This is a genomic window from Phenylobacterium hankyongense (genome assembly GCF_003254505.1).
Lineage (GTDB): Bacteria > Pseudomonadota > Alphaproteobacteria > Caulobacterales > Caulobacteraceae > Phenylobacterium > Phenylobacterium hankyongense.
In genome coordinates, this window is the sequence record NZ_QFYP01000001.1 from 58007 (window position 1) to 84231 (window position 26225).

Below are 26225 nucleotides of genomic sequence, written 5' to 3' on the forward strand. Positions count from 1 at the left end.
CGTCCGGGCTTAAGCGACCGCCGAGGCCTTCGAGCCGCCCGGCGACGCCAGGGCGGTCTTCAACGCGGCGAACAGCCGGCCCGCCTCGATCGGCTTGGCGACGAAGCCGTCCATGCCGGCGGCGATGTAGGCCTGGACCTGGTGATCCATGGCGTTGGCGGTGAGCGCGACGATCGGCGTCCGCGCCCTGCCCTGTTCGGCCTCCAGCCGGCGGATGATCGCCGTCGCGCCGGGGCCGTCCATCACCGGCATCTGCACGTCCATCAGGATCAGGTCCCAGGGCTCCCGCTCCCAGGCGTCGACCGCCGCCCGGCCGTCGAACACCATCACCGGCTCGACCCCCAGCTGCGCCAGGAGCGTCCTGAGCACCAGCTGGTTCATGCTGTTGTCTTCCGCAGCCAGGACCCGCAGCGCGCCGATCCGATCACCGAGCTCCGCCGCCGCGCGGCCCTCAAGGCGCCCCTTGGCCGTCCGGCCCAGCTTCTCCAGCGGCAGGGTGATGGTGAAGGTCGCGCCTTCGCCGGGACGGCTCGCCACCGCGATGTGGCCGTCCATCAGGTCGGTAAGGTCGCGGCAGATGGCCAGGCCCAGTCCCGTGCCGCCGTAGCGGCGGGTGGTCGAGGCGTCCGCCTGTTCGAACTTGCGGAACAGCTGCTTCTGCTGATCGGCGGTCATGCCGATGCCGGTGTCCGCCACCGTCAGCGTCAGCCCCTTGCGTGACCGGTCGACGCTCACCTTCACGTTCCCCGCCTCGGTGAACTTCAGCGCGTTGGAGAGCAGGTTGTGCAGGATCTGGCGCACCCGCAGGGCGTCGCCGCGATAGGTGCCCCGCGCCGCCGGCCGCACCTCCAGCTCGAAGGCCAGGCCCTTGTTGTCGGCCACCGCCGAGAAGGTGGCGTGCGCGCCCTTGGCCAGGTCGCCGACGTCGAACTCGCCGTCTTCCAGCACCAGCTTTCCAGCCTCGATCTTCGACAGGTCGAGCAGGTCGTTGAGGATGGCCAGCAGCCCTTCCCCCGACTGGCGGATCACCTCCAGCCGCTCGCGCTGCACCGGGCACAGCGCGTCGGCGGCCATCGCCTGGGCCATGCCGAGCACGCCGTTCAGCGGGGTGCGGATCTCGTGGCTCATGGTCGCCAGGAAGGCGCTCTTGGCGTGGTTGGCGCTCTCCGCCCCCTCCTTGGCCTGGATCAGCGCCTGCTCCTGCGCCTTGCGATGGGTGATGTTCTGCAGCGCCCCGACCATGCGGAGCGGCTCGCCGTCCGGGCCGCGGATGACGCGGGCGGTCCCGGCGGTCCAGACTTCCCGCCCGTCGCTGCGCGCGACGCGATACTCAGGATGATGCGGGCCGCCTTCGGCGACGTGCCGTTCCCAGGACGCGATCACACCCGGCCGGTCGCGGGGATCGACGGTGCTCCAGAGGTCGCGCGCCAGCTCCTGGTAGGTCTTCGGTTCGCTGAAGAAGGTGTCCTCGGCCCCGACCTTGACCAGCTCGCGCCGTACGAAATCCAGCTCCCAGACGTGGATGTCGGCGATCTGCAGGGCCAGCTTCAGCCGCTCCTCGGAGCGCTCCGTGCGCTCCAGCGCCTCCACCATGTCGGTGATGTCGTGCGACAGCAGGATCAGGCCGCCGATTTCGCCCGCCGCATCGCGCCAGGGCGCGACCTCGGCCCGGAGCCAGCCCATCCGGCCGTCGGGACGCGGCGCCGCCACGCGGTCGGCGCTGACGCTCTCGCCGCCAAGGCACCGCTCCAGGGGCTCGCGCCAGCGCTCGTAGACGTCCGGCGCAAGGTCGAACAGCGAGCGGCCGAGGATCTTCTGGCCCTCCAGGCCGCGGCTCTTCAGCCACGGCGGGCTGCCGCCCAGCACCCTCATCTCGCGATCGGTGAGCACCAGCGAGACCGGGGCGGCGGCGACGATGGCCGCCAGGGTGCGGCGCGCGACGTCGCGTTCGCGGGTGGAGGCCTCGCGGGCCCGGTTGGCGTTCACCCGCGACCATTCGTCGGCGACGAAATCGGCCAGGTCCTGCAGCCGTCCGGCCAGCTGGACGTCATGCGGCCGCGGCTGCAGCCCAGCCACGGCGAGCACGCCTGGGACGGAGCCGTCCTCCAGCCGGATCGGCGCGGCGGCGTAGAACCGCGCGTAGGGCGGGCCCTTGACGGCGGCGAGGTCGCAGAAGCGGGGATCCTGGCTGGCGTCGCCGACCCAGAGCAGACGGTTCTCGGCGACGGCGATGCTCGCGGCCGGCGCCTCCGGCGGCATCTGCCCCTCGGGATCGTGGCTGCGCCAGGCGGGCCCGTCACCGACCAGGATGATCTGGGCGTCGCAGTTCCCGAACAGGGTCCGGCCGAGGCGGCGCGCGCGATCGAACACCGGACCGGAATGTTCGAGCTCCGGCGGCCGCGTCGCGACCGTCCGCGCCTTGTCGCGCCCCATCGACTTCCCCCGCGGGCGGATCGCCCTGCCGCACAATGTTCTGCGACCTAGGTTAAAGTCGCCTTAGCCGGCCTCTGCGCGGGCTGCGGCGAGGTGATGCAGCACGATCCCGCTGGTGGTGGCGACGTTGAGGGAATCGAAGCCGCCGGCCATGGCGATTCCCACCGTGCGGGTGCGCGCAAGCACCTGCGGCGCCAGGCCCGGTCCCTCGGCCCCGAACAGCACCGCGGTCCGCGCCGCCGGCCGCCAGGCCCGCAACTCCGTCTCGCCCTGCGGCGACAGCGCCACCACCTCGAAACCGGCGCCGGCGAGCGCCTGCACGAGGTCGGTCCCGCGGTCCAGCTGGGCGAACGGCGTGGTCAGCGCCGCGCCCACCGAGACCCGGATGGCCTTGCGATAGAGCGGGTCGCAGCAGTCGGCGTCCAGCAGCACCGCATCGGCGCCGAAGGCCGCGGCGTTGCGGAACAGCCCGCCCATGTTGTCGTGGTTGGCGATCGCGCACAGCCCGACCACCAGGGCCTGCGGCGGCAGGCCGGCCAGCAGCGCCTGGGCGGCGCGCGGCGCCCGCTCGCCCAGGGCGAGGATGCCGCGGTGGATGGGAAAGCCGGCGATGGCGTCCATCACGCCCTGGCTCGCAACATAGACCGGGACGGTCGCCGGCAGTCCCGCGAGCACGTCCTCCAGCGCCCCAACCCGCGCCTCGGCCAGCAGGACGGAGCGCAGCGGATGGCGGCCGCCGCGCACCAGCTTCTCCAGCACCACCCGTCCCTCGGCCACGAACAGGCCTTCGCGGCCGGCAAGATCGCGCTCGCGAACCGCGCGGTAGCCTTCGATCCGCGGGTCGTCCGGGTCGGCGACGTGGACGATCATTCAAAGGCGGTCCTGCTGACGGCGCGAGCGTGCGCCGCGTTCCTTAGCCGCCGCCGGCGCCGCCCTCCAGCGCATCCAGCACCGGGGCGATCTCCTCCAGCAGCTCACGCGCCAGGAAACCCAGCCGCCCGATCCGCCGGCTCAGGCGCACCCCGGCCTGGCCGTGGACGAACACGCCCCAGGCTGCGGCCTGCGCCGGCGAGGCCCCGCGCGCGAGCAGGCCGGCGATGATCCCGGCCAGCACGTCGCCCGAGCCGGAGGTGGCCAGGCCCACCGCGCCACCCTCGTGCCGCCACGCAGCGCCGTCCGGCGTCACCACGAAGGTCACCGCGCCCTTCAGGGCCACCACCGCCTTGAGGTCCGCCGCGGCGCTGCGGGCGGCGGCCAGCGGGTCCGCCTGGATCTGCGCCTTCGTGCGGCCGGTGAGCGCCGCCATCTCCCCGGCGTGGGGCGTCAGCACCATCCGTCCGCCGCGCAGCCGGGCGCGGGCCGGATCGTCGGCCAGCCCGCGCATGGCGGCGGCGTCCACCACCACCGCGGGCCCGTCGCCCTCCAGCAGCCGCAGCGCCAGCTCACCGGCCGAGCCCTCGTCGAGCATGCCCGGACCGATCACCGCCGCGTCGCACCGCTGCAGGGCCTCGGCGAGGTCCGCGGCGGCGTCCGGCGACAGCTCGCCGGTCCCGGTCTCGGCGGCCGGGAACACCCGCGCCTCGGGCACGGCCAGGGCCAGGGCCGGGGCGAGACTGCGGGGCGCGCCAATCTGCAGCTTGCCGGCCCCTGCCCGCAGCGCCGCCACGGCGGTGAGCAGGGTCGCGCCGGCCACCTGCGCGCCGCCGGCCAGCACCAGCACCCGCCCGCGGACCTCCTTGTCGCCGTCGTCGGACACCGGCGGCGGCGGCCAGCCGCGCAGCAGCTCGGGGGTGATCTCGGTCGCGCCGGTCATCGGGCGGCGACAGCGGCGTCCGGCTCGCTGGTCACCGGCGCGCCGGCCTGCTCCAGCGGGGCGGTGAAGTTGTAGCGGAACAGCTTCAGCTCCCCGTTCGGCCCGCAGGCCCGGTCCAGGCGGTATTCGGTGATCGAGCAGTTGGCCACTTCCCCGGCCCGATCGATGTCCAGGATCTCCGCCTCGGTCATCTGCTCCAGCAGGTAGCGCATGCAGAGCACCACCACCTGGTGGCTGACGATCATCACCCGCCGCTCCGCATAGTGCAGCGACAGGGTGTCCAGGGCGCTGCGCAGCCGCAGGATCACGTCGCACCAGCTCTCGCCGCCCGGCGGCCGATGATAGAACTTGCCCAGCAGCCGCCGGAACTCGGCCTGGTCGGGATAGAGCTCGCCGATGCCATGGCGGGTCAGCCGGTCGAGCACGCCGAACTCCTTCTCCCGCAGGCGCTCGTCCGGTGTCGGCCGGTGCGCATCGGGCGAAAAGCCGCCGCACCCGCGGGCGACGTCGGCGGTGCGCAGGGCCCGCAGGTAGGGCGATGTCAGCACCACCTCGGGCCGCTCGTCTTCGGGCTGGGCGGCGAACCACTGGCCCAACGCGCAGGCCTGCGCCTCGCCCAGCTTCGACAGCGGCACGTCCACGTCGCGCTCGGCGATGTCGATCCGCCCCAGCCCGGCCGCGTCGGCCCGATCGCGGGCCACATTGCCGGCGCTCTCGCCGTGCCGAACGATCCACAGCCGCTCCGGCCACCTCGACGCCACGTGATCTCCTTCGCTCAGGTCGTCCTCAAGGTTGAGCAAACGCCAGCCCGGGCGATGGGCTCCGGCGAACCGACCGCCCAAGGCGCTTTTCGCCGCCGGCCTGCCCCGGTGCGGCGATCACGAAACCGCGTGAAGCGGCTCTACAAAATTGACGCAGGCGTCATCTTCGGGCTACCCATGGTGTAACGACCGGAGGAAGACCATGGCTGACGGAAACATCGCGCAGCTCAAGAACGCCCGCGAGCAGGCCTATTCGACACCGCTGGAGGACCTGAACCCGGCCCAGCCGGAGCTCTTCCAGGCCGATACCATGTGGCCGATCTTCGAACGCCTGCGGAAGGAAGCTCCGGTCCACTACACCCGCGAGCACGAGTTCGGCCCCTACTGGTCGATCACCAAGTACAACGACATCATGGCGATCGACACCAATCACCAGGTGTTCTCGTCCGAGGGCGGCATCACCATCGCCGAGCAGACGCAGGGCGAAGGCCCGTTGCCGATGTTCATCGCCATGGACCCGCCCAAGCACGACGCCCAGCGCAAGACGGTGAGCCCCGCGGTCTCGCCGATGAACCTGCAGGTCATGGAGCCGCTGATCCGCGAGCGGGCCGCCAAGATCCTCGACAGCCTGCCGATCGGCGAGGAGTTCGACTGGGTCGACAAGGTGTCCAAGGAGCTCACCGGCATGACGCTGGCGACGCTGTTCGGCATGCCGCAGGAGGACCGCCGCCAGCTGATCTACTGGTCAGACGTGGTCACCGCCGCGCCCGGCCAGGGCCTCGTCGACACCATCGAGCAGAAGATGGCGATCTTCGTCGAATACCACGCCTACTTCACCAAGCTCTGGAACGAGCGGGTGAACACCGATCCGACCGGCGACCTGGTCTCCATGCTGGCGCACGGCGAGGCGACCCGGAACATGGAGCCGCGCGAGTACTTCGGGAACATCGTCCTGCTGACCGTGGGCGGCAACGACACCACCCGCAACACCATCTCCGGCTCGGTGCTGGCGCTGAACCAGAACCCGGACCAGTACAAGAAGCTACGCGAGAACCCGGGCCTGATCCCCTCGATGGTCTCCGAGACCATCCGCTGGCAGACGCCGCTCGCCCACATGCGCCGCCGCGCGCTGCAGGACTTCGAGTTCCAGGGCAAGACCATCCGCAAGGGCGACAAGGTGATCATGTGGTACGTCTCGGGCAACCGCGACGACGAGGTGATCGAGAACCCGAACGCCTACATCATCGACCGCGAGCGGCCGCGGACCCACATCTCCTTCGGCTTCGGCATCCACCGCTGCGTCGGCAACCGGCTGGCCGAACTGCAGCTGAAGATCATCTGGGAAGAGATCCTCAAGCGCTTCCCGACCATCGAGGTGGTGGGCGAGCCCAAGCGCGTCTACTCGACCTTCGTGAAGGGCTACGAGACCCTGCCGGTGGTGATCCCCACCCGCAACTAGTCCAGCGCCGCCGGCCGGTCGGGGAAGGCCAGCTCCTCGCGGGCACGCCAGGCGTCGGTGACGAAGTTGACGATCATCGAGCGGCGCACGCCCTCGATCGTCCGCGGCTCGAAACCGTGCCAGGTGCGATCCGAGGGCACGAAGGCGATGGCGGTGTTCCAGCCGAACGGGATGCGCTCGGTCCAGGCCCCCGGCCCCAGGTAGAGGTCCGTCCCGAGTCCTTCCTGGCCCGCCCCACCAAACTGGAACAGCAGGGTGAAGGTCTTCACGCCGAGGTCGGTATGCGGCTCCAGCCAGAAGCCGTCGACGTCGAGCGCGTACTCGATCCGCAGGAAGCTCCCCACCAGTAGCGCGCCGGTGAGCATCATGACCGCGCGCAGCACCGCCGCGCTCTGAAAGGCCTCGGCCACCGCCCGCGCCTGCGGAACCTCGTCGAGGACCTGGCCGGCGAAATACCGCCGCGTCGGATTGTGCAGCTCCCGCCGGCCGGAGATCCCGCCCAGGTCAGGCGCGGTGAAGGGCAGCGCCGCCAGCTGCCGCGCCACGGCCTCCGGCAGCAGGCGGTCGAGCCGCCAGTTGGGGAACGGCCGGTCCCGATAGGCCGCGCGCGCCAGGCTGGACCTGATGGACTGGGCGACCTCTGCGGCCACAGCGATCTGCGGGCTGGCCAGCGACATGCGATCCCTTCGCACCCCCGCGGACAGATGACACGGCTTCCGGCCTCGACGCCTTAACCCATGATGCGGTTCAGCGGTCTTCCGGCCGCTCCCGCACCCGCACGATCAGCGACTGGCTGGCGGTGGCCATCAGCTCCCCGTCCTGGGCGAACAGATACATGGCGCCGTGGCCGAAGCCGCCGTGCACCCCGTGGATGCGGATGTCGCAGAGCACCCATTCGGTCGGCACGATCCGCCGCACGCGGATGGTGTTGTCCAGACTGTTGCCGCCGGCGTTGCGGCCGAGGGCGTTGCCGATCCCCGAGGGCACGAAGTCGGCCATGATCGCCAGCATGGAGGCGTCGATGGCGAACCGTTCCCGCGGCCGGATCCAGAGCAGGGAGCGGCCGTCCTCCTCCGGATTGCCCTCCCGCGCCTTGCCGTAGCGGCCCTTCGCCACCCGCACCTCGATCCGGCTGTGCAGGGCCTCGCCGTCGCCGCGCCAGTGGTCGGCCGGGTCGCAGTCCTCCGGCCGCGGCGCCTCGGGCATCGGCAGCCATTGTTCCGAGATCTCGCTCGGGCGGCTGCCGAGGGCGGCGTTGACGGTGAAGATCTCCTTGTCGTCCACGTGGCCGACGACGCGGGCCTGGGTGATGTGCTTGCCCACCGCCGGGGTCCAGACGTCCAGGTCCACGATGCTGGGCGGCCGGGCGTAGGAGAGGTACTGCGCGGTCGCCCAGACCACCGGCCGGCCGCAGGTCCGCTCCATGGCTCCGATCGCCGAGGCCAGGCCGACGCCGCCGAACATGAACAGGTTGTCCGGCGGTCCGACGCAGACCGCCGGCGAGAGCGGCATGAACCACCGATGCGGGTTGTGCGTGGCGCGCAGGTCGAAGAAGAGGTTGTCCATGCCGCTTCTTGAGCGCGGCCGTAGCGGGTCGCAAGTCTCAAAGCTGCGCGCCCGCGGCAGGACGCCTATATGGGTCCGGAACGCCCCAGGAGCCGCCGATGCCCGCCAAGACCGTCATCGCCCAGCATGCCGCCTACCGCGACGACATTGGCGACCTCATCACCCGCCGGCCGGTGCCCGGCCCGGGCGTGGAGCAGGTCGATCCCTTCCTGTTCCTGAACCACCACGGACCGCAGACCTACGGCCCCGACAACAACGGCCTGCCGTTCGGGCCGCACCCGCATCGCGGCTTCGAGACGGTGACCTTCATCCTCGACGGCGAGCTGGCCCACCGCGATTCCGCCGGCCACGAAAGCGTCATCCGCGCGGGCGGCGTGCAGTGGATGACCGCCGGCTCGGGCCTGGTGCACGAGGAGGTCTCGCCGGAGGACTTCAAGCGCCAGGGCGGCCCCATGGAGATCCTGCAGCTGTGGGTCAATCTGCCCGGTCGGCTGAAGATGAGCACGCCGCACTATGTGGGCGTCCAGGCCGACCAGATCCCCGCCCTCACCGCCGACCAGGGCCGCGCCACCGTCAACCTGATCTCCGGCGCCTGGGGCGGGCAGACGGGTCCGATCAGTTCGCTCACCGGGATTTTCATGACCACCATCGACCTGAAGGCGGCCGGCCGGGTCGGCTTCGGCTCGCTCGCCGGTCGCAACGTCTTCCTCTACGTGGTCCGCGGCCAGGTCGGCGTGAACGGCATCGCCGCGGCGCCCTGGAACCTGGTGCAGCTCGATCTGGACGGCGACATGGTCGAGATCGTCGCCGACGAAGACGCCTTCGTGGTGTTCGGCCACGGCGAGCCGATCAACGAGCCGGTGGTGGCCCACGGTCCCTTCGTGATGAACACCCGCGAGGAGATCGTGCAGGCGATCCGCGACTACCAGGCGGGCCTGTTCGACGCGGTCAGCGCCTAGAAGTTCACCCGCTGCGAGATCGCGCCGTCCACCAGCATGTTGATGCCGGTGGTGAACGCCGAGCGGGGGCTGGCCAGGAACACCGTCGCCGCGGCGATCTCCTCCGGGGTCGCCATGCGTCCGGTCGGATTGCGCTTGATCATCTGCTCGAACAGGCCGGGCATGTTGGCCTGCACATTGCCCCAGACGCCCCCCTCGAAGAGCACCGTGCCCGGCGAGACGACGTTGCAGCGGATCCGCTTGGCGGCGTTGGCCCGCGCCAGGCCCTTGGCGTAGTGGATCTGCGCGGCCTTCATGGCGCCGTAGGCCGACGGGCCGCTGGCTTCCGCCGCCGACACCGACGAGGTGATGATGAAGGCCGCATCGCCGTGATCCGCGGCGGCCTTCTCGAGGAAGGGCCGGGCGGCGTCGAAGCTGCGGACGGCGCCCATCACGTCGACCTCGAACATCGCCTGCCATTCGGCGTCGCCAGCGCCCTGGACCAGGGCGCTGGCGTTGGAGACCAGCGCGTCGATGCCGCCCAGGGTCTCGCCGGCCGCCTGGATGAAGCCCTTCAGGGCTGGGCCGTCGGCGATGTCCACCGCCTGGCCCCAGGCCTTCACACCCTTGGCCTCGAGCGCCTTGACGGCTTCGGCGACCTGTTCGGGGTTGCGCGCGCAGATGGCGACGTTGGCCCCTTCGTCGGCGAACAGCTCTGCAATGCTGCGGCCGATGCCGCGCGAGCCGCCGGTGACGATCGCGGTCCTGCCCTTGAGTTGAAGGTCCATGCGTTGCTCCCCAGAACGGTCGGTCAGGCCGCCTTGTCAGGGCCGGAACGCCAGGCGGCGACCCTGCCGAAAGTCAAACCCTGCACCACCACGGAAAAGATCACCACCGCGAAGGTGGTCGACGGGATCAGGCCCGCCGAGCCACCGCAGGCCACAGGCGCGGGCCCGTGGCCCCTCGCCCGTACTCGCCGGCCGGATCGAAACGCCATCCAGCCCCAGCCCGCGCCCGTCGCGAAACAGGTGTCGTCCCGCCAGATCATTCACTACCCCAGGTAGCTTTGAAGAAGCTGGCCGAGACATCTCCGGCCCCGTTCCGACAGCGAAGGTCTTTGAAAATATCCAGGAGGATGACCCCGCCGCAGAGGGAGGCCAATGCTTGAGCCTGTCTGTCGACTGTTCGACAGAACCGAGGCCGAGGTGGCGACTCGGCCCGACATACTCACCCTTGACGTCTCCACGGAGAGCAGGCGAACTGGATTCGATCCGCTTCTCGCCCTCCGCATCGGAGGCCGCGGCGCGGGTTGGATATTCGTCGGCAAGCGGAACTTTTACGTCGTAAGACCTATTCCATGAGACAGGGGCGTCGCGGCCTCTCTTCTGGTTACTCCAGGTCGTCAGTTCGCCCGGGGTTGAGAAGGGAAAGTCCCGACAACATCTGCGGCTGGCGTGCAGCCGCGACGTAGAACAGGGGAGTGCCGGATGACGGGCCGGTTCAAACCTCGCCTTGCGCCGAGACCGCTGGATTCGGTCCTGCGCAGGCTTCGATCGCTCTCGGGCCTCTCGGAGGCCGAGCAGGATCTGGTTCGAAACCTCAGCGAACGCCGGGAACGCCATGCCGCGGGCGATGAGCTGATCGCCGAGGGCCAGACCGGGCGCCGGGCGCGGTTCGTGGTTTCCGGCTGGGCCTGCAACCAGCGCGTCCTGCCGGACGGCCGCCGACAGATCTTCAGCTTCCTGGTCCCTGGCGACGTCTTCGGCCTGTGCGAACGACCCGCTCCGCCCGCGCTGTCGAGCGTGGTGGCGCTCACCGCGCTGGAAACCGTCGAGGCCGAACCCGTGGTCGAGGCCGCGCAGTCAGGAGAGGCCCCGGGCCTCGCCCGTGCGCTGGCGGTGGCCCGGCTCCTCGATCAGGGCCTGCTGTTCGACCACATGGTCCGGCTGGGCCGCCAGACCGCCTACGAGCGGGTGGCGCACTTCCTCCTGGAGCTCCAGCGGCGGCTGGAGCAGGCCGGTCTCGGCGACAGCCAGCGCTTCCCGTTGCCGCTGACGCAGGAGATCCTGGCCGACGCGCTGGGCCTGAGCATCGTGCACGTGAACCGCACCCTGCAGCAGCTGCGCCGCGAACGGCTCATCGAGTTGCGGTCGGGCGTCGCCATCCTGCTGCAACCGGAGCTGCTGGCCGGCATCGCCGACTATCGGCCTACCAGCCTTGGCCGGGTCCCACCGGCGGCCCGCACGGATCGCCGGCCCGCCTGACAAACGGGCCCGGTCAGTCGGCGAACAGCCGCGCGTAACGGTCGCGCAGCAGGTTCTTCTGCACCTTGCCCATGGCGTTGCGCGGCAGCTCGGCCACGAACACCACCCGCTTCGGGGCCTTGTAGGCGGCGAGCCTCTCGCGGGCCTGGGCGATCAGCGCCGCCTCCTCGCCCTCGCCGATGACCACCGCCACCACCCCTTCGCCGAAGTCCGGATGCGGCACGCCGACCACCGCGCTTTCGGCGACCCCCGGCAGCTCGTCGAGCACCAGCTCCACCTCCTTGGGATAGACGTTGTAGCCGCCCGAGATGATCAGGTCCTTGGCGCGGCCCGAGATACACACCCGTCCGTCCGGGTCCTGATGGCCGACGTCGCCGGTGATGAAGAAGCCGTCGGCCGTGAACTCCTCGGCGGTCTTCCCCGGCATCCGCCAGTAGCCGGAGAAGACGCTGGGGCCGCGGATCTGGATGACGCCGGTGGCCTCGTCGCCGCCGACGCGCAGCTCCACGCCCGGCAGCGGATAGCCGACGCTGCCGGCGATCCGCTCGCCGTGCAGCGGGTTCGAGGTGATGATCACCGCCTCGCTCATGCCGTAGCGTTCGAGGATGCGCTGGCCGGTGCGCGCCTCGAACTCCGCAAATGTGGATTCGAGCAAGGGCGCGGAGCCGGAGATGAACAGCCGCACGTGCGCCGAGCATTCGCGGGTGAAATCGGGATTGGCCAGCAGCCGCGTGTAGAAGGTCGGCACGCCCATCATCACGGTCGACCGCGCCAGGCCAGCCAGCACCTCGGCGTCCGTGAACTTCGGCAGCCAGACCATCGGCGCGCCGCTCAGGAAGGCGCAGTGCAGGGCCACGAACAGGCCGTGCACGTGGAAGATCGGCAGGGCGTGCAGCAGCACGTCGTCGGGACCGAAGCCCCAGGCCGCGTGCAGCGCCAGGGCATTGGCGGCCAGCGCCCCATGGCTCAGCATCGCGCCCTTCGACCGCCCGGTGGTCCCGCTGGTGTAGATGATCGCCGCCAGGTCGGCGGCCGACCGCGGCACGGCGGCGCCCAGCGGCTCGGCCGGGGCGCCCGCCAGGAACGCCTCGGCGTCGTCGACGAACACCCGCGGCTCGGCGTCGCGGCGGAAGTAGTCGACCTCGGCGGCCGTGTAGGCGGCGTTCAGAGGCAGGAAGACGGCGCCGGCCTTCAGCGCGCCCAGGTAGACCATCACCGCCTCGGGGCTCTTTTCCACCTGCAGGCCGACCCGGTCGCCCGGCCGTACGCCCTCGGCCATCAGGCGTGCGGCGACCCGGCCGGCGCCGGCCTCCAGCGCGCCGTAGCTGATCGCCGAGCCGTCGCTCAGCAGGAAGCAAGGCCGGCTGCGGTCGGCGGGGAAACGGCTGGCGAGCAGGTCGTAGAGGTTCTCGGACATGACCCTTGGTTAGCCGATGGCGCGGCCGCAGGGCTAGCCGGTGTTCCGCAGGCCCGCGGCGATGCCGTTGATGGTCAGGTGCACGCCTTCGCGGACCGCCTCGTCGTCGTCGCCCAGCCGGCGGCGGCGGATCAGCTCGATCTGCAGGTGGTTCAGGGGATCGATGTAGGGCAGCCGCGAGCGGATGATCGCCGCCAGGTCCGGGTTGTTGTCCAGCAGCGCCGTCTGGCCGGTGATCGCCAGCAGGGCCTCCACCGTCCGGTCCCATTCGGCGCGGATCTGGCCGAAGACGTTGTCGGCCAGCGCCCGGTCCTCGACCAGGCCGGCGTAGCGCGCGGCGATGGCCATGTCGCCCTTGGCCAGCACCATCTCCATGTTGGCCAGCGTCGAGGAGAAGAACGGCCAGCTTTCATGCAGCTCGCGGAGCTGGTCGATGGAGACGCCGGCCTTCTCCACCGCCGTGCCGAAGCCGTACCAGCCCGGCAGCATCGCCCGCGACTGCGACCAGGAGAACACCCACGGGATGGCGCGCAGGCCCTGGATGCTGCGGGTGGCCTGCCGCGAGGTCGGCCGGCTGCCGATGTTCAGGTCGGCGATCTCGCTGATCGGGGTGGCGGCGTAGAAGTAGTCGACGAACCCGGGCGTCTCGTAGACCAGCGCCCGGTAGCCGGACATCGCCGCGCGGGCCAGCGCGTCCAGGGCCTTGGAGTGCGGCGCTGCCAGGTCGGGCCCGGCCTCCTTGCGCAGCGACGCCAGCACCACGCCGGCGGTGAGCGTCTCGAGGCTCTGCCGCGCCAGTTCCGGGTCGGCGTATTTGTTGGCCACCACCTCGCCCTGCTCGGTGATGCGGATTCGGCCGTTCACCGTGCCCTGCGGCTGGGCCATCAGAGCCTCGAAGCTGGAGCCACCGCCACGGCCCACCGCGCCGCCGCGGCCGTGGAACAGCTGCAGCCGCAGTCCCGCGCCGCCGACCACCGAGGCCAGGGCGCGCGAGGTCTTGTGCAGCTCCCAGGTCGAGGTGAGATAGCTGCCGTCCTTGTTGGAGTCCGAATAGCCGATCATCACCTCCTGCAGGCCCGGCTGGGCGAGCAGGTCATGGACCAGCGGCAGCGCCAGGTAGCGGGCCATGGTCTTCGGCGCGGCGCGCAGGTCCTCGATGGTTTCGAACAGCGGCTCGGCGAACACCTCGGCGCGCGGCGGGGCCCCGGGCGCGAACAGGCCCACCTCCTTGAGCAGCAGGTAAACTTCCAGCAGGTCGGAGACCGAGGTGGTGTTGGAGACGATGTAGGCGCGGATCGACTCCGGTCCGTAGCGACGCTTGACCTCCGCCGCCGTCGCCAGCGTGGCCAGCTCGCGCTGGGTCTCCTCCGAATAGGTCGCAAACGGCGAGGCGAGCAGCCGGCCGTGGCCGAGCTCGCGCAGCAGCAGGTCGCAGCGCGCCGCCTCGTCCATCGCCTCGTAGTCGGCCGCGACGCCGGCGGTCTTCAGCAGTTCGGCGACCACGCGGGCGTGCACCGCCGAGTTCTGGCGCATGTCCAGGGTCGCGAGGTGGAAGCCGAACACGTCGACCGCGCGGATCAGGTCGGGCAGCGGCCCCTCGGCGAAGGCGGGACCGTGCTTCTGAAGCAGCGCGTCCAGCACCGTCTCGAGATCCGCCTTCAGGGCATCCGGCCCGGCGTAGGGCTCGGCCCCGGTGGCCGACGGCCGCGGCGGCGCCTCCCCCGTCAACAGCGGATAGGTGGCCGCGAGCCTGGCGTAGATGCCGGTCAGCGCCTGGCGGTAGGGCTCGTCGGAGCGATGTGGCGAGGGATCGTGCGCCTTGTCGGCCAGCGCCTGCAGCCCGGGCGTCACGCCCTCCAGGTCGGTGGAGATGGAAAGCTCGGCGCCCAGGGCGTGGATGCGGTCCAGGTACATCCGCAGGGCCGCCCGCGACTGTCGCGCCAGGGCCTGGCGCATGACCTCGGCGGTCACGAAGGGATTGCCGTCGCGGTCGCCCCCGACCCACGAGCCGACCCGCAGGAAGCTGGCCAGCCGTTCGGGCTCGCCCGGAACGCCCTGCCCCAGCACCCCCTGCCAATGGGCGTAGAGCCTCGGCAGCTCGGCCAGGAAGCTGCGTTCGAAGTAGGAGACGGCGTTCTCGATCTCGTCGCTGACGGCGATCTTGACGTTGCGCAGCAGGCGGGTGCGCCAGAAGATCGAGACCTGCCGGAACAGCTCCTTCTCGATGGCCGCGCGCTCGCCGTCGGTGCGGGCGCTGTCGAAGCCGTCGAGGTCGTCGGCGATGGCGCTTTGCCGGTCGAGCACGCTCTTGCGGCGCACCTCGCTGGGGTGGGCGGTGATCACCGGCGCGATCAGGGCCCCGGCCAGCAGCTCCCTCACCGTCGCACGGTCCACGCTCTCGGCGCTCAGCGCCCTGAGCGCGCCGGCCAGGGTGTCGGCCCGCGAGTCCCCGGCCCGGCCGCGGCGGCGCTGGATCTGGTCCTCGGCGATGTTGGTGATCTGCAGGAAGCAGGCGAAGGAGTGGGCGAAGCGCACCGTCTCCTCCAGGCTGAGCGAGCCCAGCCGCTCAGCCATCAGCCGCGCCGCCTCCGGCGTGCCTTCGCGATGGAAGGCGACCGAGGCCTGGCGGATCTCCTCGATCTGGTTGAACACCGCCTGCCCGTCCTGGGCGCGGATGACGTCGCCCAGCACGCGGCCGAGGAAGCGGACGGTGGAGCGAAGCTGATCGGGCAGCGACTGCGTCATGGGCCACCTAAAGGCACGAAGATATTATGCCGTCATCTGGTTTCGGGGTGTCGGCTCGGCGATAGTCCGCGCCGAATTGGAAGGAAACCCTGGATGACGCCCGACCAGGCCATCGCCCGTATCCGCCGTTACGACGGTCGGCTGAAGGCCTTCGTGCGCGTGTTCGATCCGCCGCTGGCCGGCGACATGACCGGCGGACCGACCTTCGCCATCAAGGACCTGTTCGACGTGGCGGGCGTCCCGACCGGCGGCGGCGCGCAGGTGCCGCTGAATCCCAATCCGCACAGCCACGCGGTCGTCGTCCAGCGCCTCCTGCAGGCGGGCTGGACCGCGGTCGGCAAGACCCACACCGTCGAGCTGGCCTATGGGGGCTGGGGCACCAACCGCGCGGTGGGCGCGCCGTGGAACCCCTGGGACGCCGCCACCCACCGCGCGCCGGGCGGCTCCTCCTCCGGTTCGGCGGTGGCGGTGGCCGCGGGCCTGTGCGACGCCGCGCTAGGGTCGGACACCGGCGGCTCGGTGCGCATCCCCGCGGCGGTCTGCGGCGTGGTCGGCCTGAAGCCGGGCCGCGGCCTGGTCAGCCTGAAGGGGGTTCATCCGCTGAGCCCGGCCCTCGACACCGTCGGGACGTTGGCGCGCTCGGTGGAGCTCGCCGCCCGGGCGCTTGCGGTGATCTCCGGGCCCGATGGCGCCGCGGCGGTGCGCGAGCCCTTCGACGCCGAAGCCGCCCTGGCGCTGGATGTGCGCGGCCGGCGGCTGGCCGCCATTCCGCTGGAGGACCTGGGCGAGGTCGCCCCCGAGGTCGGCCACCTCTACCTTGAGGCGCTGGAGCGCCTGCGCGGGACCGGCGCGGTGGTCGAGATGATCCAGCCGCTGAAGTCCCTCGACCAGTCGTTCGCGCCCAACGGCATGCTGATGGCCGGAGAAGGCTGGCGCATCTGGGGCGAGCGGATCGAGCGGCACGAGGCGGTGATGGACCCGTGGATCGTCCGCCGCTTCCGGGCCGGCCGCGACTTCAGCGACGCGCAGATGGAAGAGGCCCACGCCCGCCGCACGGCCGACCAGGCCGAATTCCACGCCTGGATGACCCCGTTCGACGCCCTCCTCAGCCCCACCTGCCCGATCGCCGCCCCGCCGCTGGCGACGGTCGACGAGACCGCCTCCCCGCTCAGCCGGCTGACCCGCGCCGCCAACTACCTCGATCTGCCGGGGATCACCGTGCCCTGCGGCCTGACCCCGGAGGGCCTGCCGGCCGGGCTCCAGATTCTGGGACGGCCGCGGGACGAAACCATGGTGGTGGCCCTGGGCGCCGCCTACGAACGGGTGTCCGGCTGGACCGGGCGCAGTCCGGACCTGAGCGGGTTCGAAGCCTAATCGGCGCGCAAAGCCGGCGCGGGTCGTTTGGAGAGCGCCTGGAAGGCGGCAATCAGGCCGCCGAGGCCGGCGAACACCGCCGCGCCGGCCAGCAGGGCGGCGACGCCGGCCCAATCCATGCTCCAGTGGGCCTGGAAGACCTTCACCACCACCGGCCAGGCGGCGGCGTAGCCCAGCGCCACGCCGGCCGCGCCGGCGATCACCCCGACCAGACCGTACTCCAGCACATAGGCGGCGAGGATCTGGCCGCGTGAGGCGCCCAGCACCTTGAGGATCGCCGCCTCCCGGACCCGCGCCCGCGCCCGCGCGGCGATGGCTCCGGCCAGCACCAGGAGACCCGCAAGCGCCGCTACCGCGGCCGCGCCGCGCACCGCCAGCGCCACGCGATCGAAGAGGTCGGTGGCGGCCTCCAGCTGCTCGCGCACCGAGATCACGTTCACGTCCGGGAAGTCGCGGCCAAGGGCGCGGGTCACCGCCGCCTCCTGCGCCTTGGTCGCCTTGGCGATGGCCACGTGGCGCAGGTCCGCGCCGGCCAGGGCCGAGGGCGTCAGCACCAGGGGGAAGCTCGCGCCGAACGCTCCGAACTCCACCTTGCGCAGCACCGCCACCCGAGCGTCGATGTCGCGGCCGAGCACCGACAGGGTGATGGTGTCGCCGACCTTCACGTCCGTGGCGCGGGCGACGTCCACGTCCATCGCCAGCAACGGCGGCCCGGCGTAGTTGGCCGGCCACCAGTGTCCCTGCACGATGCCGGACGATGGCGGCTCCGGGCCGATGGCCGACATGCTGACGTCATTGTCGTAGGCCCAGCGCTCGGATTCGCGGATGGTCCGCGCGTCCACCGGCGTCCCGCGCACGCCGGAGATGCGGCCGGAGACGAAGGGCGCGCGCAGGTAGGTGTCGGAGGTCAGCCGCCGCCCGAAGGCGCGGGCCACCTCGGCGTCGAACGCCTGGGCCCGGTCGCCGGGGACGTCGGTGAACACCAGGGCCGGGGCGGTGCGGGGCGCGATCTCGGAGACCTGCCGCAGCAGGCTGGACTGGATCAGCACCACCGCCGCCAGCAGGGCGACACCGAGGCCGATGGCGGGCGCGGCGGTGCGCGCCGCCGAGTGGGGGCCGGCCAGATTGGCGAGGCCGATGCGCAGCGGCCCGTGCGCCCCGGACCTCAGCCGCCCCGCCGCCACCGCCGCGCCCCAGCCGAGCGCCCAGAGCAGGCCGAAGGAGACCGCCACGCCGCCGATCATCAGCCCGGCGGCCAAGGGGGTCGGGGCGGTGACGATGGCCAACGCCGCCAGGCCCACCGCCGCTATGGCTGCGCCGACGATCTCGGGTCCTAGCCGCAGGCTGCCGGACAGGTCGCTGCGGAACAGGCTGGCGGGCGGGGTCGCGCGCGCCCGGCCGAGCGGCGCCAGCGAGAAGGCCGCCGCCGACAGCAGGCCGAAGGCCGCGGCCTTGACGAGCGGCCAGGGATAGACGGCGAACAGGGCCGGGATCGGCAGCTTGTCCTGCACCAGGGCGCCCAGCGCCAGCGGCGCGGCCGCGCCCGCCGCCAGACCGATCAGCACCCCCAGCGCCGCCAGCAGGCCGATCTGCGCCAGGTAGATGTCGCGCACCAGCGCGCCCTCCGCCCCCAGCGCCTTGAGCGTGGCGATGGCCGGCTTGCGGACCTCCAGATAGGCGCTGACCGCCCCGAACACGCCGAGCCCGCCCGCCACCAGCGAGGCCAGGCCGATGAAGCCGAGGAAGTATTCGAGCTGGTCGATCATCCGCCGGATGCCCGGCGCGGCGTCGTTGCGGTCGCGGACGCGGCGGCCGTGGACGACCTTGCCGACCGCCGCCTTGCCGGCCTCCAGCGAAGCGCCCGGCGGCAGGGCGATCCGCGCCGTCTCGGCGAACGGCAGGCCCGGCGCGAGGAAACCGCCCTTCTCCACCGTGGCCAGGCTGGTCAGCACCCGCGGGCCCAGGGCGAACCCGCGCGACAGCCGGTCAGGCTCCTGCAGCAGGATGGCGCGGGCGACCACCGGCTCGTTGCCGACCAGGAACCGGTCGCCGAGCTTCAGGTGCAGCCGCTCGAGCAGGGCGGCTTCCACCGCCGCGCCGGCGACGCCGTCGCGCACCGCCACCGCGTCCGCCACCGAGGCCGCGCCCTGCAGCCCCACCGTGCCCGCCAGCGGATAGCCGGCGCTGACGCCGCGCAGCTCCACGAGGCGCCGCTCGCCGGACGGGGCTTCGGCCATCGCCTTGGAACCCACCGCCCAGGCGACCCGACCCAGTTGCTCCAGGCCCGCCCGCTCGCCAGGACTGAACCGTCGTTGGTGGGTGGAGACCGAAAGGTCGCCGCCGAGGATTTCGCGCGCCTGGCCGGCCAGGCCCTGGCGGAAGGCTTCGGCGGTCGAGCCGGCGGCGGCGATCGCCGCCACGCCGAGCGCCAGGCAGGCGAGGAAGATGCGGAAGCCGCGGACGCCGGCCCGCAGCTCCCGGGCCGCGAACCGCAGCGACAGCGGCATCATGCGGAAACCCGAGCCTTGTCAGCGGCCAGGCGCCCGTCGCGCAAGCGTACCGCGCGGTCGGCGCGGGCCGCCAGCGCCTCGTCGTGCGTCACCAGCACCAGCGCCGCGCCGGTCTCCGCCACCAGGTCGAACATCAGCTCGGCCACGTGGGCGGCGTTGGCGGCGTCGAGGTTGCCGGTCGGTTCGTCGGCGAACAGCAGGGACGGCCGCGAGGCGAGCGCGCGGGCCAGCGCCACCCGCTGCTGCTCGCCGCCGGAAAGCTGGTGCGGATAGTGCCGGGTGCGACCGGCGAGGCCCACGCGGTCGAGCCAGACCCGCGCCGTGGCCGTGGCGTCCGGCGCCCGGGCGATCTCCAGCGGCGCGGCGACGTTCTCCTCCGCCGTCATGTTCGGCAGCAGGTGGAAGGCCTGGAAGACCAGGGAGACCCGCCCGCGCCTCAGCCGCGCCCGGCGGTCCTCGTCGAGGCCGGCGAGGTCCTGGCCGAACAGCAGCACGCGGCCGCCCGTGGGGCGCTCCAGGCCGGCGGCCACGGCGATCAGCGAGGACTTGCCGGAACCGGAGGGGCCGACCAACGCCACCCGTTCGCCCGCGCCCACCCGTACGTCCAGGCCACGCAGGATCTCCACGGGACCGGCGGCGGACGGCAAGGTGAGCGAGACCTGTTCCAGGACGAGCGGATCGGCGATCTGGTCGGTCAAGCAGGCCTCAGGCGTTTGAGAGTGGGAGCGGACCCCCTAAATAGGACAGCCTCATGGCCGATACACCGTTCCGCACCGTTTCCCGCCGCGCCCTGCTGGCCGCGCCCCTCGCCGCCCTGCCCGTGCGGACGCTGGCCGCGAACGGCAAGGTGGTGACCGTGCTGGGCGACTCCATCACCGCGGGGCTGGGACTGCCCGCCCAGGCCGCCCTGCCGAACCAGCTCCACCTGGCCCTGCAGCAACTCGGCGTCGCCAGCGTGGTCCGCGGCGCGGGCGTCTCCGGCGACACCACCGGCGGCGGCGCGGCCCGCGTCGACTTCAGCGTCCAGCCCGGCACCGCCGTCTGCGTGGTGGCGCTGGGCGGCAACGACCTGCTGCAGGGGATCGACCCGCGCACCACGCGCGCCAACCTCGACAAGATCCTGCGCCGGCTGAAGACCCGCCATATCGGCGTGGTGCTGGCCGGGATCGGCGCCCCGAGGGAGATCGGCGCCGGCTATGCGCGGGACTTCAACGCCGTGTTCCCCGCGCTGGCGCGGCAGTACGGCGTCGCCCTCTACCCCGACCTGCTGGCCGGCGTGGCGCGCAACCGCGCGCTGATCCAGGGCGACGGCCTGCACCCCAACGCGCAGGGGGTGCAGATCATCGCGCGCCGGCTGGCGCCGGTGGTCGCCAGGGAGCTGGCGAAGCAGCCCTAGGCGCCGACCACCAGCAGGCGGAAACTGCCGGGCGTCATCGGAGGCCGCCCGCCCGCCGCCGGCGCCGGGCCGTAGTCCGCGCTCGGCAGGTAGACGCGGCCGGTGCGGGGATCGAGCGCGATGGTCCGGGCGCCTTTCCGCGTCGGCACGGTCTCCACGATGCTCGCGCGGCCGTTCTTGAAGGCCACCACGGACAGGGTTCCGGCGCCGCCGGCCGGCACGAAAGCCAGGTGGCGGGCGGGGTCGAACGCAATCCCGTCCGCGCCCTTGCCGGTCGGCAGGGTCTGCAGCACCTTGCCGGTGGCGGCCTGCACCACGTCGGTGGTCCCGTCGCAGGCGGCGATCAGCAGCTTGTCCTGGGCGTCATAGGCGAGCCCCGTGGGCCCGTCGCAGCCGGTCAGCGCATAGCGGGCCAGCACCTTGCGGGCGGCGATGTCGATCACCGCGATCTGATTCTTGTCCTCGATGTTGACGTAGGCGCGCCCGGCCCCGTCCACCGCCGCGGCCTCCATGTCGCCGCCGACGTCGATGGTGGCGACCGCCTTGTGCGCCTTCGGGTCGATCAGGGTGACCTGGCCGCTCGAGTGGTCCATCACCAGCGCCAGGCCGCTGTGGGCGTCGAAGGCCGCCGCATCCGGATTCTTGCCGGTGGGCACGGTGGCGAGCGCGGCGCCGGTCTTGGCGTCCACGAACACCGCGGTGTTCGTCCCGCCGTTGGTCACCAGCAGCTCGGCGCCGCCGTTCACCGGCATGGCGTCATGCAGGCGCTGACCGGGCGCCAGTCCAGGGGTGACGGCCTTGGTGGCCAGGTCCACCGCCATGATGGAGGTCCCGCGGGCGACCAGCACCCGGTTGGCGCCGGCGTCCACGCGCACGTAGTCCCAGCCGCCGTCCGGACCGGCGATTCGGTCGATCACGTGATGACCCGGTCCCGCGGCCTGCGCCGCACCCGCCGTGGCCAGGAGGCTCAGGGCCCCGACAATCCATCTGCGCATCTCAGTTCGCTCCCATGGCCGACCACACGGCGCCGCTACGTAAAGACCATCTCCGGCCCGTGTGTCAGTTTGATTACGGCTTTACCGTGGTCGCCCGGCGATCAAGGCGCAATAGAACCATCCAGGCGGCGAACGCCGCGGCGGCTCCGGCGCACCATCCGGCCAGAACGTCGCTTGGCCAATGGACGCCGAGATAGATCCGGCTGAAGCCCACCGCGATCATCAGCACCACGGCCAGGCCGAACACCAAGGCCTTGGTCGCCCGGCGCGGCTCGAGGCTGGCGATCAGCATGGCGAGGGTCAGGTAGGTGGCGGCGCTCAGCATCGAGTGGCCGCTCGGGAAGCTCGCCGAATAGACATAGCTGCCATGCGGCACGAGGTCCGGCCGCGGCCGGCCATAGAGGGTCTTGAGCTGTTCGCTCAGAAACTGCGAGATCAGCACCGTCCCGGCCAGGATCGCGGCGTGCAGCCGCTTGCGATGCAGCAGGAAGGCCGCCGTCCCCACCACCGTCACGATGGTCAGGACGGTGAAGCCGCCCAGCGCGGTGAGGTCGCGCATCGCCTCTTCGAGCGAGGGCGGGCCGATGGGATCGCTGAGGTTGCCGGGGGTGCGGAGCATCAGCAGGATGCGGCGATCGATCGCCAGGGTCTCGCCTTCCGCCATCTCTCCGGCGATGCCCAGGAAGGCCCAGACCGCCGCCGCCGCCGCGATCAGCAGAATGAGCGCCCGGGATTCCAGGCGCCGCAGCAAATTCAGCATCGTGACGACGTCCCGCGGTTGATCCTGGGTAAGAACCCGCGACACCTGATCTCGCTCCATGGTGGCGGTCAATCGTCCCGCCTGGCCGGGGGACCCGCGAGACGTGCGCTGATCCGCCCTTCCCGACGGCTGGCGCGACGGCCATTTTGAGTCTACTCGTGCGCACGCCGACGCAGCGTCACACCGCTGGCGGCGCAACGGCCGGGGGCTTCCAGCGATTCGCCGGCCGGAACTATCCTGCGCCGGCGGAAAGACAGCTGAGCGGCGAACACGCACGCCCACGGGGAGTCTTTGTTGCTTCAGGATTCGGCCGCACGGAGGCGCACGATCCCACCTACGCCAAACTCCGCCGGGCTCGAACTCGACGCGGCAAGCGCGCAATCCGCGTCCGCGCTCGAGCTGACCGTCGTGGTGCCGACCTTCAAGGAGGCCCCCAACGTCGCCCCTCTGGTGGCCAAGCTAGAGGCGGCGCTGGAAGGCATCGCCTGGCAGGTGATCTTCGTCGACGACAATTCCCCCGACGGCACGGCGGCGGAGGTGAAGGCCATCGCCCGGATCGACCGGCGGGTCGCCTGCCTGCGCCGCGTCGGACGCCGGGGCCTGGCCGGCGCCGTGATCGAGGGCGCACTGGCCAGCGCCGCGCCCTTCGTGGCGGTGATCGACGGCGACATGCAGCACGACGAGACCCTGCTGCCGGCCATGCTCCAGGTGCTGCGCGGCGGCCAGGCCGACCTGGTGATCGGCAGCCGCTATCTGGGTCACGAGGCGCGGGTGGTGACGGGCCTGGACGCCCGCCGCCGGCTGGTCAGCCGATTCGCCAACTGGCTGGGCCAGCGCGCCCTTTCCGTGCAGCTTACCGATCCGGTGAGCGGATTCTTCATGATACGCCGGGAGCTGATCGACGCCGTGGCGCCCAAGCTGGCGGCCAACGGCTTCAAGGTCCTGTTCGACATCGTGGCCTCGCAGCCGACGCCGCCGCGCTGCGTCGAGCTGGGCTATGAGTTCCGTCCTCGCGTGGCCGGGGAGAGCAAGCTCGACCACGGCGTTGTCGCCCACTACCTCACCCTGCTGGGATCGAAGATGAGTCGTGACGTCATTTCGCCCCGCGCCCTGATGTTCCTGGCCGTGGGCGCCAGCGGCGTCCTGGTCAACGTCGCGGTGGTCTACGCCCTCGCGGGCATGCCGTTCCTGGACGCCCAGGCGATCGGGGCCGTCGTGGCGATGACCTCCAACTACCTGATCAACAACACCATCACCTATCGCGACAAGCGCAAGCGCGGCGTGGCGCTGCTGACCGGCTACCTGAGGTTCTGCCTGCTCTGCGCGATCGGACTGGCGGCCAACGTGGCGGTGGCCAACCTGGTGTTCCAGCATGTGCCCCAGCGCTGGGTCGGCGTGCTGGCCGGCGCCGGCGTCGGCGCCGCGTGGAATTACGTGACGACCTCGTTGGCGGTGTGGTGACAGCGCGGGCGCTCACTCCCCAGCGCAGCCTGATCCTCATTGCGCTGGTCCTCACCGGCCTGCGCCTCGTCGCGGCCGGAACGATCCACCTCACCGAGGACGAGGCCTACTACCGGCTTTGGGCCGAGCACCTGCAGCTCGGATACTTCGACCACCCACCGATGATCGCCTGGTGGATCCGCGTGGGCGAGATGATCGCCGGCGACAATCCGCTGGGCCTGCGGCTGCTGCCGACCCTGGCCACCGGCCTCACCACCTGGATGATCGGCGACCTGACGCTGCGTCTCGGGGCGCGGCCGCAGACCGCCGTGCGTGCGGCGCTCTGGTACAACGCCACCATCACCGTCGCGCTCGGCGGCATGCTGGCGATCCCCGACGCGCCGGCCAGCCTGTTCTGGACCCTGACCATCTGGTGCCTGGCGTGGGCCTGGGAGAGCGGCCGGGGCCTGTGGTGGCTTGCCGCCGGGCTGGCGGCCGGCCTGGCGTGCCTGTCGAAATACTCCGCCCTGTTCCTGGCGCCCGGCGTCCTGCTGTGGCTGTTCCTGATCCCCCGCGGACGCGAGGAACTGCGCCGGCCGGGCCCCTGGGAGGCGGCGCTGATCGCCGCGCTGCTGTTCTCCGTGAACGTGGCCTGGAACGCCGAGAACGGCTGGCCGACCTTCATCCGGCAGTTCGGGCGGGTGGCGCCCGGCGGCCTGCACCCTGCCCACATGGCCGAGTTCGTCCTCACCCAGTTCCTGCTGCTCAACCCATTCATCGCCGTCTACGCCCTGCGCGGCGTGGGCCTCGGCTGGCGCACGCGCAAGGAGCCAGGCGCGACGCACCTGATGCTGCCGATCGCCACCTCGGCGCCGTTCGCCCTCTACCTGCTGGTCCACAGCCTGCACGACCGGGTGGAGGGACATTGGCCGGCGCCGCTGTTCGGGGCCTTCGCCATCTGCGCCGCGGTCGCGGCCGAGCGGGGCGCCGAACTGGGCCGGGGACGGCTGGCGCGGTGGATCACGCCGGCCGCCGGACTGACGGCGGCGGCGGTCGCCCTGATCTATGCCGCCCTGCCCCAGAGCGGGCCCCTCGGCCGCTCGGATCCTACCCTGCCGATCCGGGGCTGGCCGGGCCTGGCCACCGACATCGAGCGACTTCGCATCGCCCAGGGCGCGGCCTGGGTCGGGACCCAGAGCTACGGGGTCGCCGCCCAGCTTGACGCCGAGCGCCGGATCGGCGCGCCGCTGCTGGAGATCATCGAGCGGGACCGCTACCGGAAGGACGCGCCCGTGCGGCCGGATTTCACCCGGCCCGGGGTGGTCGTCGACCTGGACCGGCGCCTCGTTCAGGCGGATCTGCTCAAGTGTTTTGCGGATGTCCGGCCGGCGGGGATACTGATCCGCGCCGGTTCGCCGGCCCGAGGGGCCCGCTACGCCGCCTTCCGGGTCTCCGGGCCGCGCCTGGACGTGTGGAACCAGGGCTGCGCGCGGTAGGCGCCGCGCGCGTTCAGTAGGAGCCGCGACGGCAGAGCACGGCCGGCACGGTGCGGGCCAGGACCGAGGCGTCCAGCCAGACGTTGCGGCGGCTGGCGTAGACGCAATCCAGCGCCACGCGGGTGCGGTAGCTGGTGTCGTTGCGGCCGCTGACCTGCCACAGGCCGGTGATCCCGGGCTTCACGGCGCAGTAGTGCCGGAACCGGCGGCCATACTTGGCGACCTCGGCGTCCACGATCGGCCGCGGCCCGACCAGGCTCATCTCCCCGCGCAGCACGTTGAACAGCTGCGGCAGCTCGTCGAGGCTCGACTTGCGCAGGAAGGCGCCCAGCGGCGTCACCCGCGGATCGTTGCGCAGCTTGTGATCCTTCTCCCACTCCGCACGGGCGACGGGATCGCGCGCCAGCAGCTCGGCCAGGCGCTGCTCGGCGTCCACCGCCATGCTGCGGAATTTCAGGCAGGGGAAATGGCGACCGTTACGCCCGATGCGCCGATGAGCGAATACCGCGCCGCCGCCATCCTGCATGTATACAGCCATGGCGACCACGATCATCAAGGGCGCCAAAAATAGCAAAGCCAGCAATGCGATCGTGACATTCATGGTCGTGGTCACATGATCGTCGACCGACACACGGCTAACAGCTCTCCGAGCTTGGACGAAGACCTGGGGCGAGAATGCGATTTCTGACATTGATCACGGTTCGGAAGCACGTGGCGGAGCCATTCTCCACCAGGACTGCCGGGAAACACGTGGCCACGGTATCGGTTCCGCTCAAGGTCATCATTTGGGCGATCGACCTAATATCGCACCAGTATGGTCAAGCTTCCGACCGCGCATCACCTTGCGCCGGCCGCCAC

22 protein-coding genes are annotated in these 26225 nt (G+C 71.6%); 7 read left to right on the plus strand and 15 right to left on the minus strand.

All coding sequences use genetic code 11. The annotated features are described in order from the left end of the window. Positions 1 to 9 precede the first annotated feature (9 nt). The 4 genes from DJ021_RS00280 to DJ021_RS00295 form a co-directional block, all read right to left on the minus strand. A complete protein-coding gene (locus DJ021_RS00280) occupies positions 10 to 2433 on the minus strand; it encodes an ATP-binding protein (protein ID WP_111455626.1) in 2424 nt (807 codons plus the stop codon). A 63-nt stretch (positions 2434 to 2496) separates the two neighbouring features. Continuing rightward, positions 2497 to 3303: a TrmH family RNA methyltransferase gene (locus DJ021_RS00285; protein ID WP_111455627.1), complete on the minus strand. Its 807-nt coding sequence runs from the start codon at positions 3301 to 3303 to the stop codon at positions 2497 to 2499. 43 nt (positions 3304 to 3346) lie between these two features. After that, complete coding sequence (locus DJ021_RS00290; protein ID WP_111455628.1) at positions 3347 to 4246, minus strand: NAD(P)H-hydrate dehydratase; 900 nt, start codon at positions 4244 to 4246, stop codon at positions 3347 to 3349. Continuing rightward, positions 4243 to 5007 (minus strand): histidine phosphatase family protein, encoded by a 765-nt coding sequence (locus tag DJ021_RS00295; protein WP_111458911.1) that lies wholly within the window; start codon positions 5005 to 5007, stop codon positions 4243 to 4245. The genes DJ021_RS00290 and DJ021_RS00295 overlap by 4 nt, the downstream gene beginning before the upstream one ends. A 202-nt stretch (positions 5008 to 5209) precedes the next feature. Here DJ021_RS00295 and DJ021_RS00300 point away from each other — a divergent pair, with 202 nt between their 5' ends. Next, positions 5210 to 6466 (plus strand): cytochrome P450, encoded by a 1257-nt coding sequence (locus DJ021_RS00300; RefSeq protein WP_111455629.1) that lies wholly within the window; start codon positions 5210 to 5212, stop codon positions 6464 to 6466. On the opposite strand, the gene DJ021_RS00305 is transcribed toward DJ021_RS00300, so the two are convergent. Continuing rightward, positions 6463 to 7143, minus strand: coding sequence for a 2OG-Fe(II) oxygenase (locus DJ021_RS00305; protein ID WP_111455630.1), 681 nt, complete (start codon positions 7141 to 7143; stop codon positions 6463 to 6465). The genes DJ021_RS00300 and DJ021_RS00305 overlap by 4 nt on opposite strands. A 70-nt stretch (positions 7144 to 7213) precedes the next feature. Continuing rightward, entirely contained in the window at positions 7214 to 8032 is an 819-nt protein-coding gene (locus DJ021_RS00310) for an acyl-CoA thioesterase (protein ID WP_111455631.1), read from the minus strand. Positions 8033 to 8130: 98 nt separating this feature from the next. Between DJ021_RS00310 and DJ021_RS00315 the strand changes: the two genes are divergently transcribed. Next, positions 8131 to 8991, plus strand: coding sequence for a pirin family protein (locus DJ021_RS00315; protein ID WP_111455632.1), 861 nt, complete (start codon positions 8131 to 8133; stop codon positions 8989 to 8991). On the opposite strand, the gene DJ021_RS00320 is transcribed toward DJ021_RS00315, so the two are convergent. Both DJ021_RS00320 and DJ021_RS00325 read right to left on the minus strand, forming a co-directional pair. After that, positions 8988 to 9758, minus strand: coding sequence for an SDR family NAD(P)-dependent oxidoreductase (locus DJ021_RS00320; RefSeq protein WP_111455633.1), 771 nt, complete (start codon positions 9756 to 9758; stop codon positions 8988 to 8990). The two genes, DJ021_RS00315 and DJ021_RS00320, sit on opposite strands and share 4 nt — an antisense overlap. Positions 9759 to 9781: 23 nt before the next feature. Then, positions 9782 to 10018, minus strand: a complete 237-nt coding sequence (locus tag DJ021_RS00325) for a hypothetical protein (protein ID WP_111455634.1) — start codon at positions 10016 to 10018, stop codon at positions 9782 to 9784. A gap of 439 nt (positions 10019 to 10457) precedes the next feature. Here DJ021_RS00325 and DJ021_RS00330 point away from each other — a divergent pair, with 439 nt between their 5' ends. Beyond that, on the plus strand, positions 10458 to 11234 hold the full coding sequence (locus DJ021_RS00330) for a Crp/Fnr family transcriptional regulator (RefSeq protein ID WP_111455635.1): 777 nt from the start codon (positions 10458 to 10460) through the stop codon (positions 11232 to 11234). 13 nt (positions 11235 to 11247) lie between these two features. On the opposite strand, the gene DJ021_RS00335 is transcribed toward DJ021_RS00330, so the two are convergent. Further along, positions 11248 to 12651 carry an AMP-binding protein gene (locus tag DJ021_RS00335; protein WP_111455636.1) on the minus strand — a complete coding sequence of 468 codons (1404 nt, stop codon included), beginning with the start codon at positions 12649 to 12651 and terminating at the stop codon, positions 11248 to 11250. Positions 12652 to 12684: 33 nt separating this feature from the next. Further along, positions 12685 to 15396: a phosphoenolpyruvate carboxylase gene (ppc, locus tag DJ021_RS00340; protein WP_111455637.1), complete on the minus strand. Its 2712-nt coding sequence runs from the start codon at positions 15394 to 15396 to the stop codon at positions 12685 to 12687. Between the two features lie 93 nt (positions 15397 to 15489). Here ppc and DJ021_RS00345 point away from each other — a divergent pair, with 93 nt between their 5' ends. Beyond that, entirely contained in the window at positions 15490 to 16770 is a 1281-nt protein-coding gene (locus DJ021_RS00345) for an amidase (RefSeq protein ID WP_111455638.1), read from the plus strand. Here DJ021_RS00345 and DJ021_RS00350 read toward each other — a convergent pair. Together DJ021_RS00350 and DJ021_RS00355 are read right to left on the minus strand one after the other, a co-directional pair. Then, positions 16767 to 19280, minus strand: a complete 2514-nt coding sequence (locus tag DJ021_RS00350) for an ABC transporter permease (RefSeq protein ID WP_111455639.1) — start codon at positions 19278 to 19280, stop codon at positions 16767 to 16769. The two genes, DJ021_RS00345 and DJ021_RS00350, sit on opposite strands and share 4 nt — an antisense overlap. Next, positions 19277 to 19966 carry an ABC transporter ATP-binding protein gene (locus tag DJ021_RS00355; protein WP_481374184.1) on the minus strand — a complete coding sequence of 230 codons (690 nt, stop codon included), beginning with the start codon at positions 19964 to 19966 and terminating at the stop codon, positions 19277 to 19279. The genes DJ021_RS00350 and DJ021_RS00355 overlap by 4 nt, the downstream gene beginning before the upstream one ends. A gap of 65 nt (positions 19967 to 20031) precedes the next feature. Here DJ021_RS00355 and DJ021_RS00360 point away from each other — a divergent pair, with 65 nt between their 5' ends. After that, positions 20032 to 20676 (plus strand): arylesterase, encoded by a 645-nt coding sequence (locus DJ021_RS00360; RefSeq protein ID WP_111455641.1) that lies wholly within the window; start codon positions 20032 to 20034, stop codon positions 20674 to 20676. Here the strand turns inward: DJ021_RS00360 and DJ021_RS00365 are convergent. Both DJ021_RS00365 and DJ021_RS00370 read right to left on the minus strand, forming a co-directional pair. Then, the gene (locus DJ021_RS00365) at positions 20673 to 21671 is read right to left on the minus strand and encodes a YncE family protein (protein WP_133254906.1); all 999 of its coding nucleotides are present in this window, start codon (positions 21669 to 21671) and stop codon (positions 20673 to 20675) included. The genes DJ021_RS00360 and DJ021_RS00365 overlap by 4 nt on opposite strands. 73 nt (positions 21672 to 21744) lie before the next feature. Next, positions 21745 to 22431, minus strand: coding sequence for a phosphatase PAP2 family protein (locus DJ021_RS00370; protein WP_165837060.1), 687 nt, complete (start codon positions 22429 to 22431; stop codon positions 21745 to 21747). Positions 22432 to 22842: 411 nt separating this feature from the next. On the opposite strand from DJ021_RS00370, the gene DJ021_RS00375 reads away from it, so the two are divergent. Together DJ021_RS00375 and DJ021_RS00380 are read left to right on the plus strand one after the other, a co-directional pair. Then, on the plus strand, positions 22843 to 23892 hold the full coding sequence (locus DJ021_RS00375; protein WP_207801737.1) for a glycosyltransferase family 2 protein: 1050 nt from the start codon (positions 22843 to 22845) through the stop codon (positions 23890 to 23892). Continuing rightward, on the plus strand, positions 23856 to 25367 hold the full coding sequence (locus DJ021_RS00380; protein WP_133254907.1) for an ArnT family glycosyltransferase: 1512 nt from the start codon (positions 23856 to 23858) through the stop codon (positions 25365 to 25367). The genes DJ021_RS00375 and DJ021_RS00380 overlap by 37 nt, the downstream gene beginning before the upstream one ends. Positions 25368 to 25380: 13 nt before the next feature. On the opposite strand, the gene DJ021_RS00385 is transcribed toward DJ021_RS00380, so the two are convergent. After that, a complete protein-coding gene (locus DJ021_RS00385) occupies positions 25381 to 26058 on the minus strand; it encodes a sugar transferase (protein WP_111455645.1) in 678 nt (225 codons plus the stop codon). Positions 26059 to 26225 lie beyond the last annotated feature (167 nt).

What these genes read in the sequence shown, in the direction of transcription:
- DJ021_RS00310 (WP_111455631.1), bottom strand. Translation starts at nt 8,032, where the DNA reads ATGGACAACCTCTTCTTCGACCTGCGCGCCACGCACAACCCGCATCGG.
- DJ021_RS00285 (WP_111455627.1), bottom strand. Translation starts at nt 3,303, where the DNA reads ATGATCGTCCACGTCGCCGACCCGGACGACCCGCGGATCGAAGGCTAC.
- DJ021_RS00305 (WP_111455630.1), bottom strand. Translation starts at nt 7,143, where the DNA reads ATGTCGCTGGCCAGCCCGCAGATCGCTGTGGCCGCAGAGGTCGCCCAG.
- DJ021_RS00320 (WP_111455633.1), bottom strand. Translation starts at nt 9,758, where the DNA reads ATGGACCTTCAACTCAAGGGCAGGACCGCGATCGTCACCGGCGGCTCG.
- DJ021_RS00350 (WP_111455639.1), bottom strand. Translation starts at nt 19,280, where the DNA reads ATGATGCCGCTGTCGCTGCGGTTCGCGGCCCGGGAGCTGCGGGCCGGC.
- DJ021_RS00370 (WP_165837060.1), bottom strand. Translation starts at nt 22,431, where the DNA reads ATGCTGAATTTGCTGCGGCGCCTGGAATCCCGGGCGCTCATTCTGCTG.
- DJ021_RS00345 (WP_111455638.1), top strand. Translation starts at nt 15,490, where the DNA reads ATGACGCCCGACCAGGCCATCGCCCGTATCCGCCGTTACGACGGTCGG.
- DJ021_RS00280 (WP_111455626.1), bottom strand. Translation starts at nt 2,433, where the DNA reads ATGGGGCGCGACAAGGCGCGGACGGTCGCGACGCGGCCGCCGGAGCTC.
- DJ021_RS00330 (WP_111455635.1), top strand. Translation starts at nt 10,458, where the DNA reads ATGACGGGCCGGTTCAAACCTCGCCTTGCGCCGAGACCGCTGGATTCG.
- DJ021_RS00290 (WP_111455628.1), bottom strand. Translation starts at nt 4,246, where the DNA reads ATGACCGGCGCGACCGAGATCACCCCCGAGCTGCTGCGCGGCTGGCCG.
- DJ021_RS00335 (WP_111455636.1), bottom strand. Translation starts at nt 12,651, where the DNA reads ATGTCCGAGAACCTCTACGACCTGCTCGCCAGCCGTTTCCCCGCCGAC.
- DJ021_RS00365 (WP_133254906.1), bottom strand. Translation starts at nt 21,671, where the DNA reads ATGCGCAGATGGATTGTCGGGGCCCTGAGCCTCCTGGCCACGGCGGGT.
- DJ021_RS00325 (WP_111455634.1), bottom strand. Translation starts at nt 10,018, where the DNA reads ATGATCTGGCGGGACGACACCTGTTTCGCGACGGGCGCGGGCTGGGGC.
- DJ021_RS00385 (WP_111455645.1), bottom strand. Translation starts at nt 26,058, where the DNA reads ATGTCAGAAATCGCATTCTCGCCCCAGGTCTTCGTCCAAGCTCGGAGA.
- ppc (WP_111455637.1), bottom strand. Translation starts at nt 15,396, where the DNA reads ATGACGCAGTCGCTGCCCGATCAGCTTCGCTCCACCGTCCGCTTCCTC.
- DJ021_RS00315 (WP_111455632.1), top strand. Translation starts at nt 8,131, where the DNA reads ATGCCCGCCAAGACCGTCATCGCCCAGCATGCCGCCTACCGCGACGAC.
- DJ021_RS00360 (WP_111455641.1), top strand. Translation starts at nt 20,032, where the DNA reads ATGGCCGATACACCGTTCCGCACCGTTTCCCGCCGCGCCCTGCTGGCC.
- DJ021_RS00300 (WP_111455629.1), top strand. Translation starts at nt 5,210, where the DNA reads ATGGCTGACGGAAACATCGCGCAGCTCAAGAACGCCCGCGAGCAGGCC.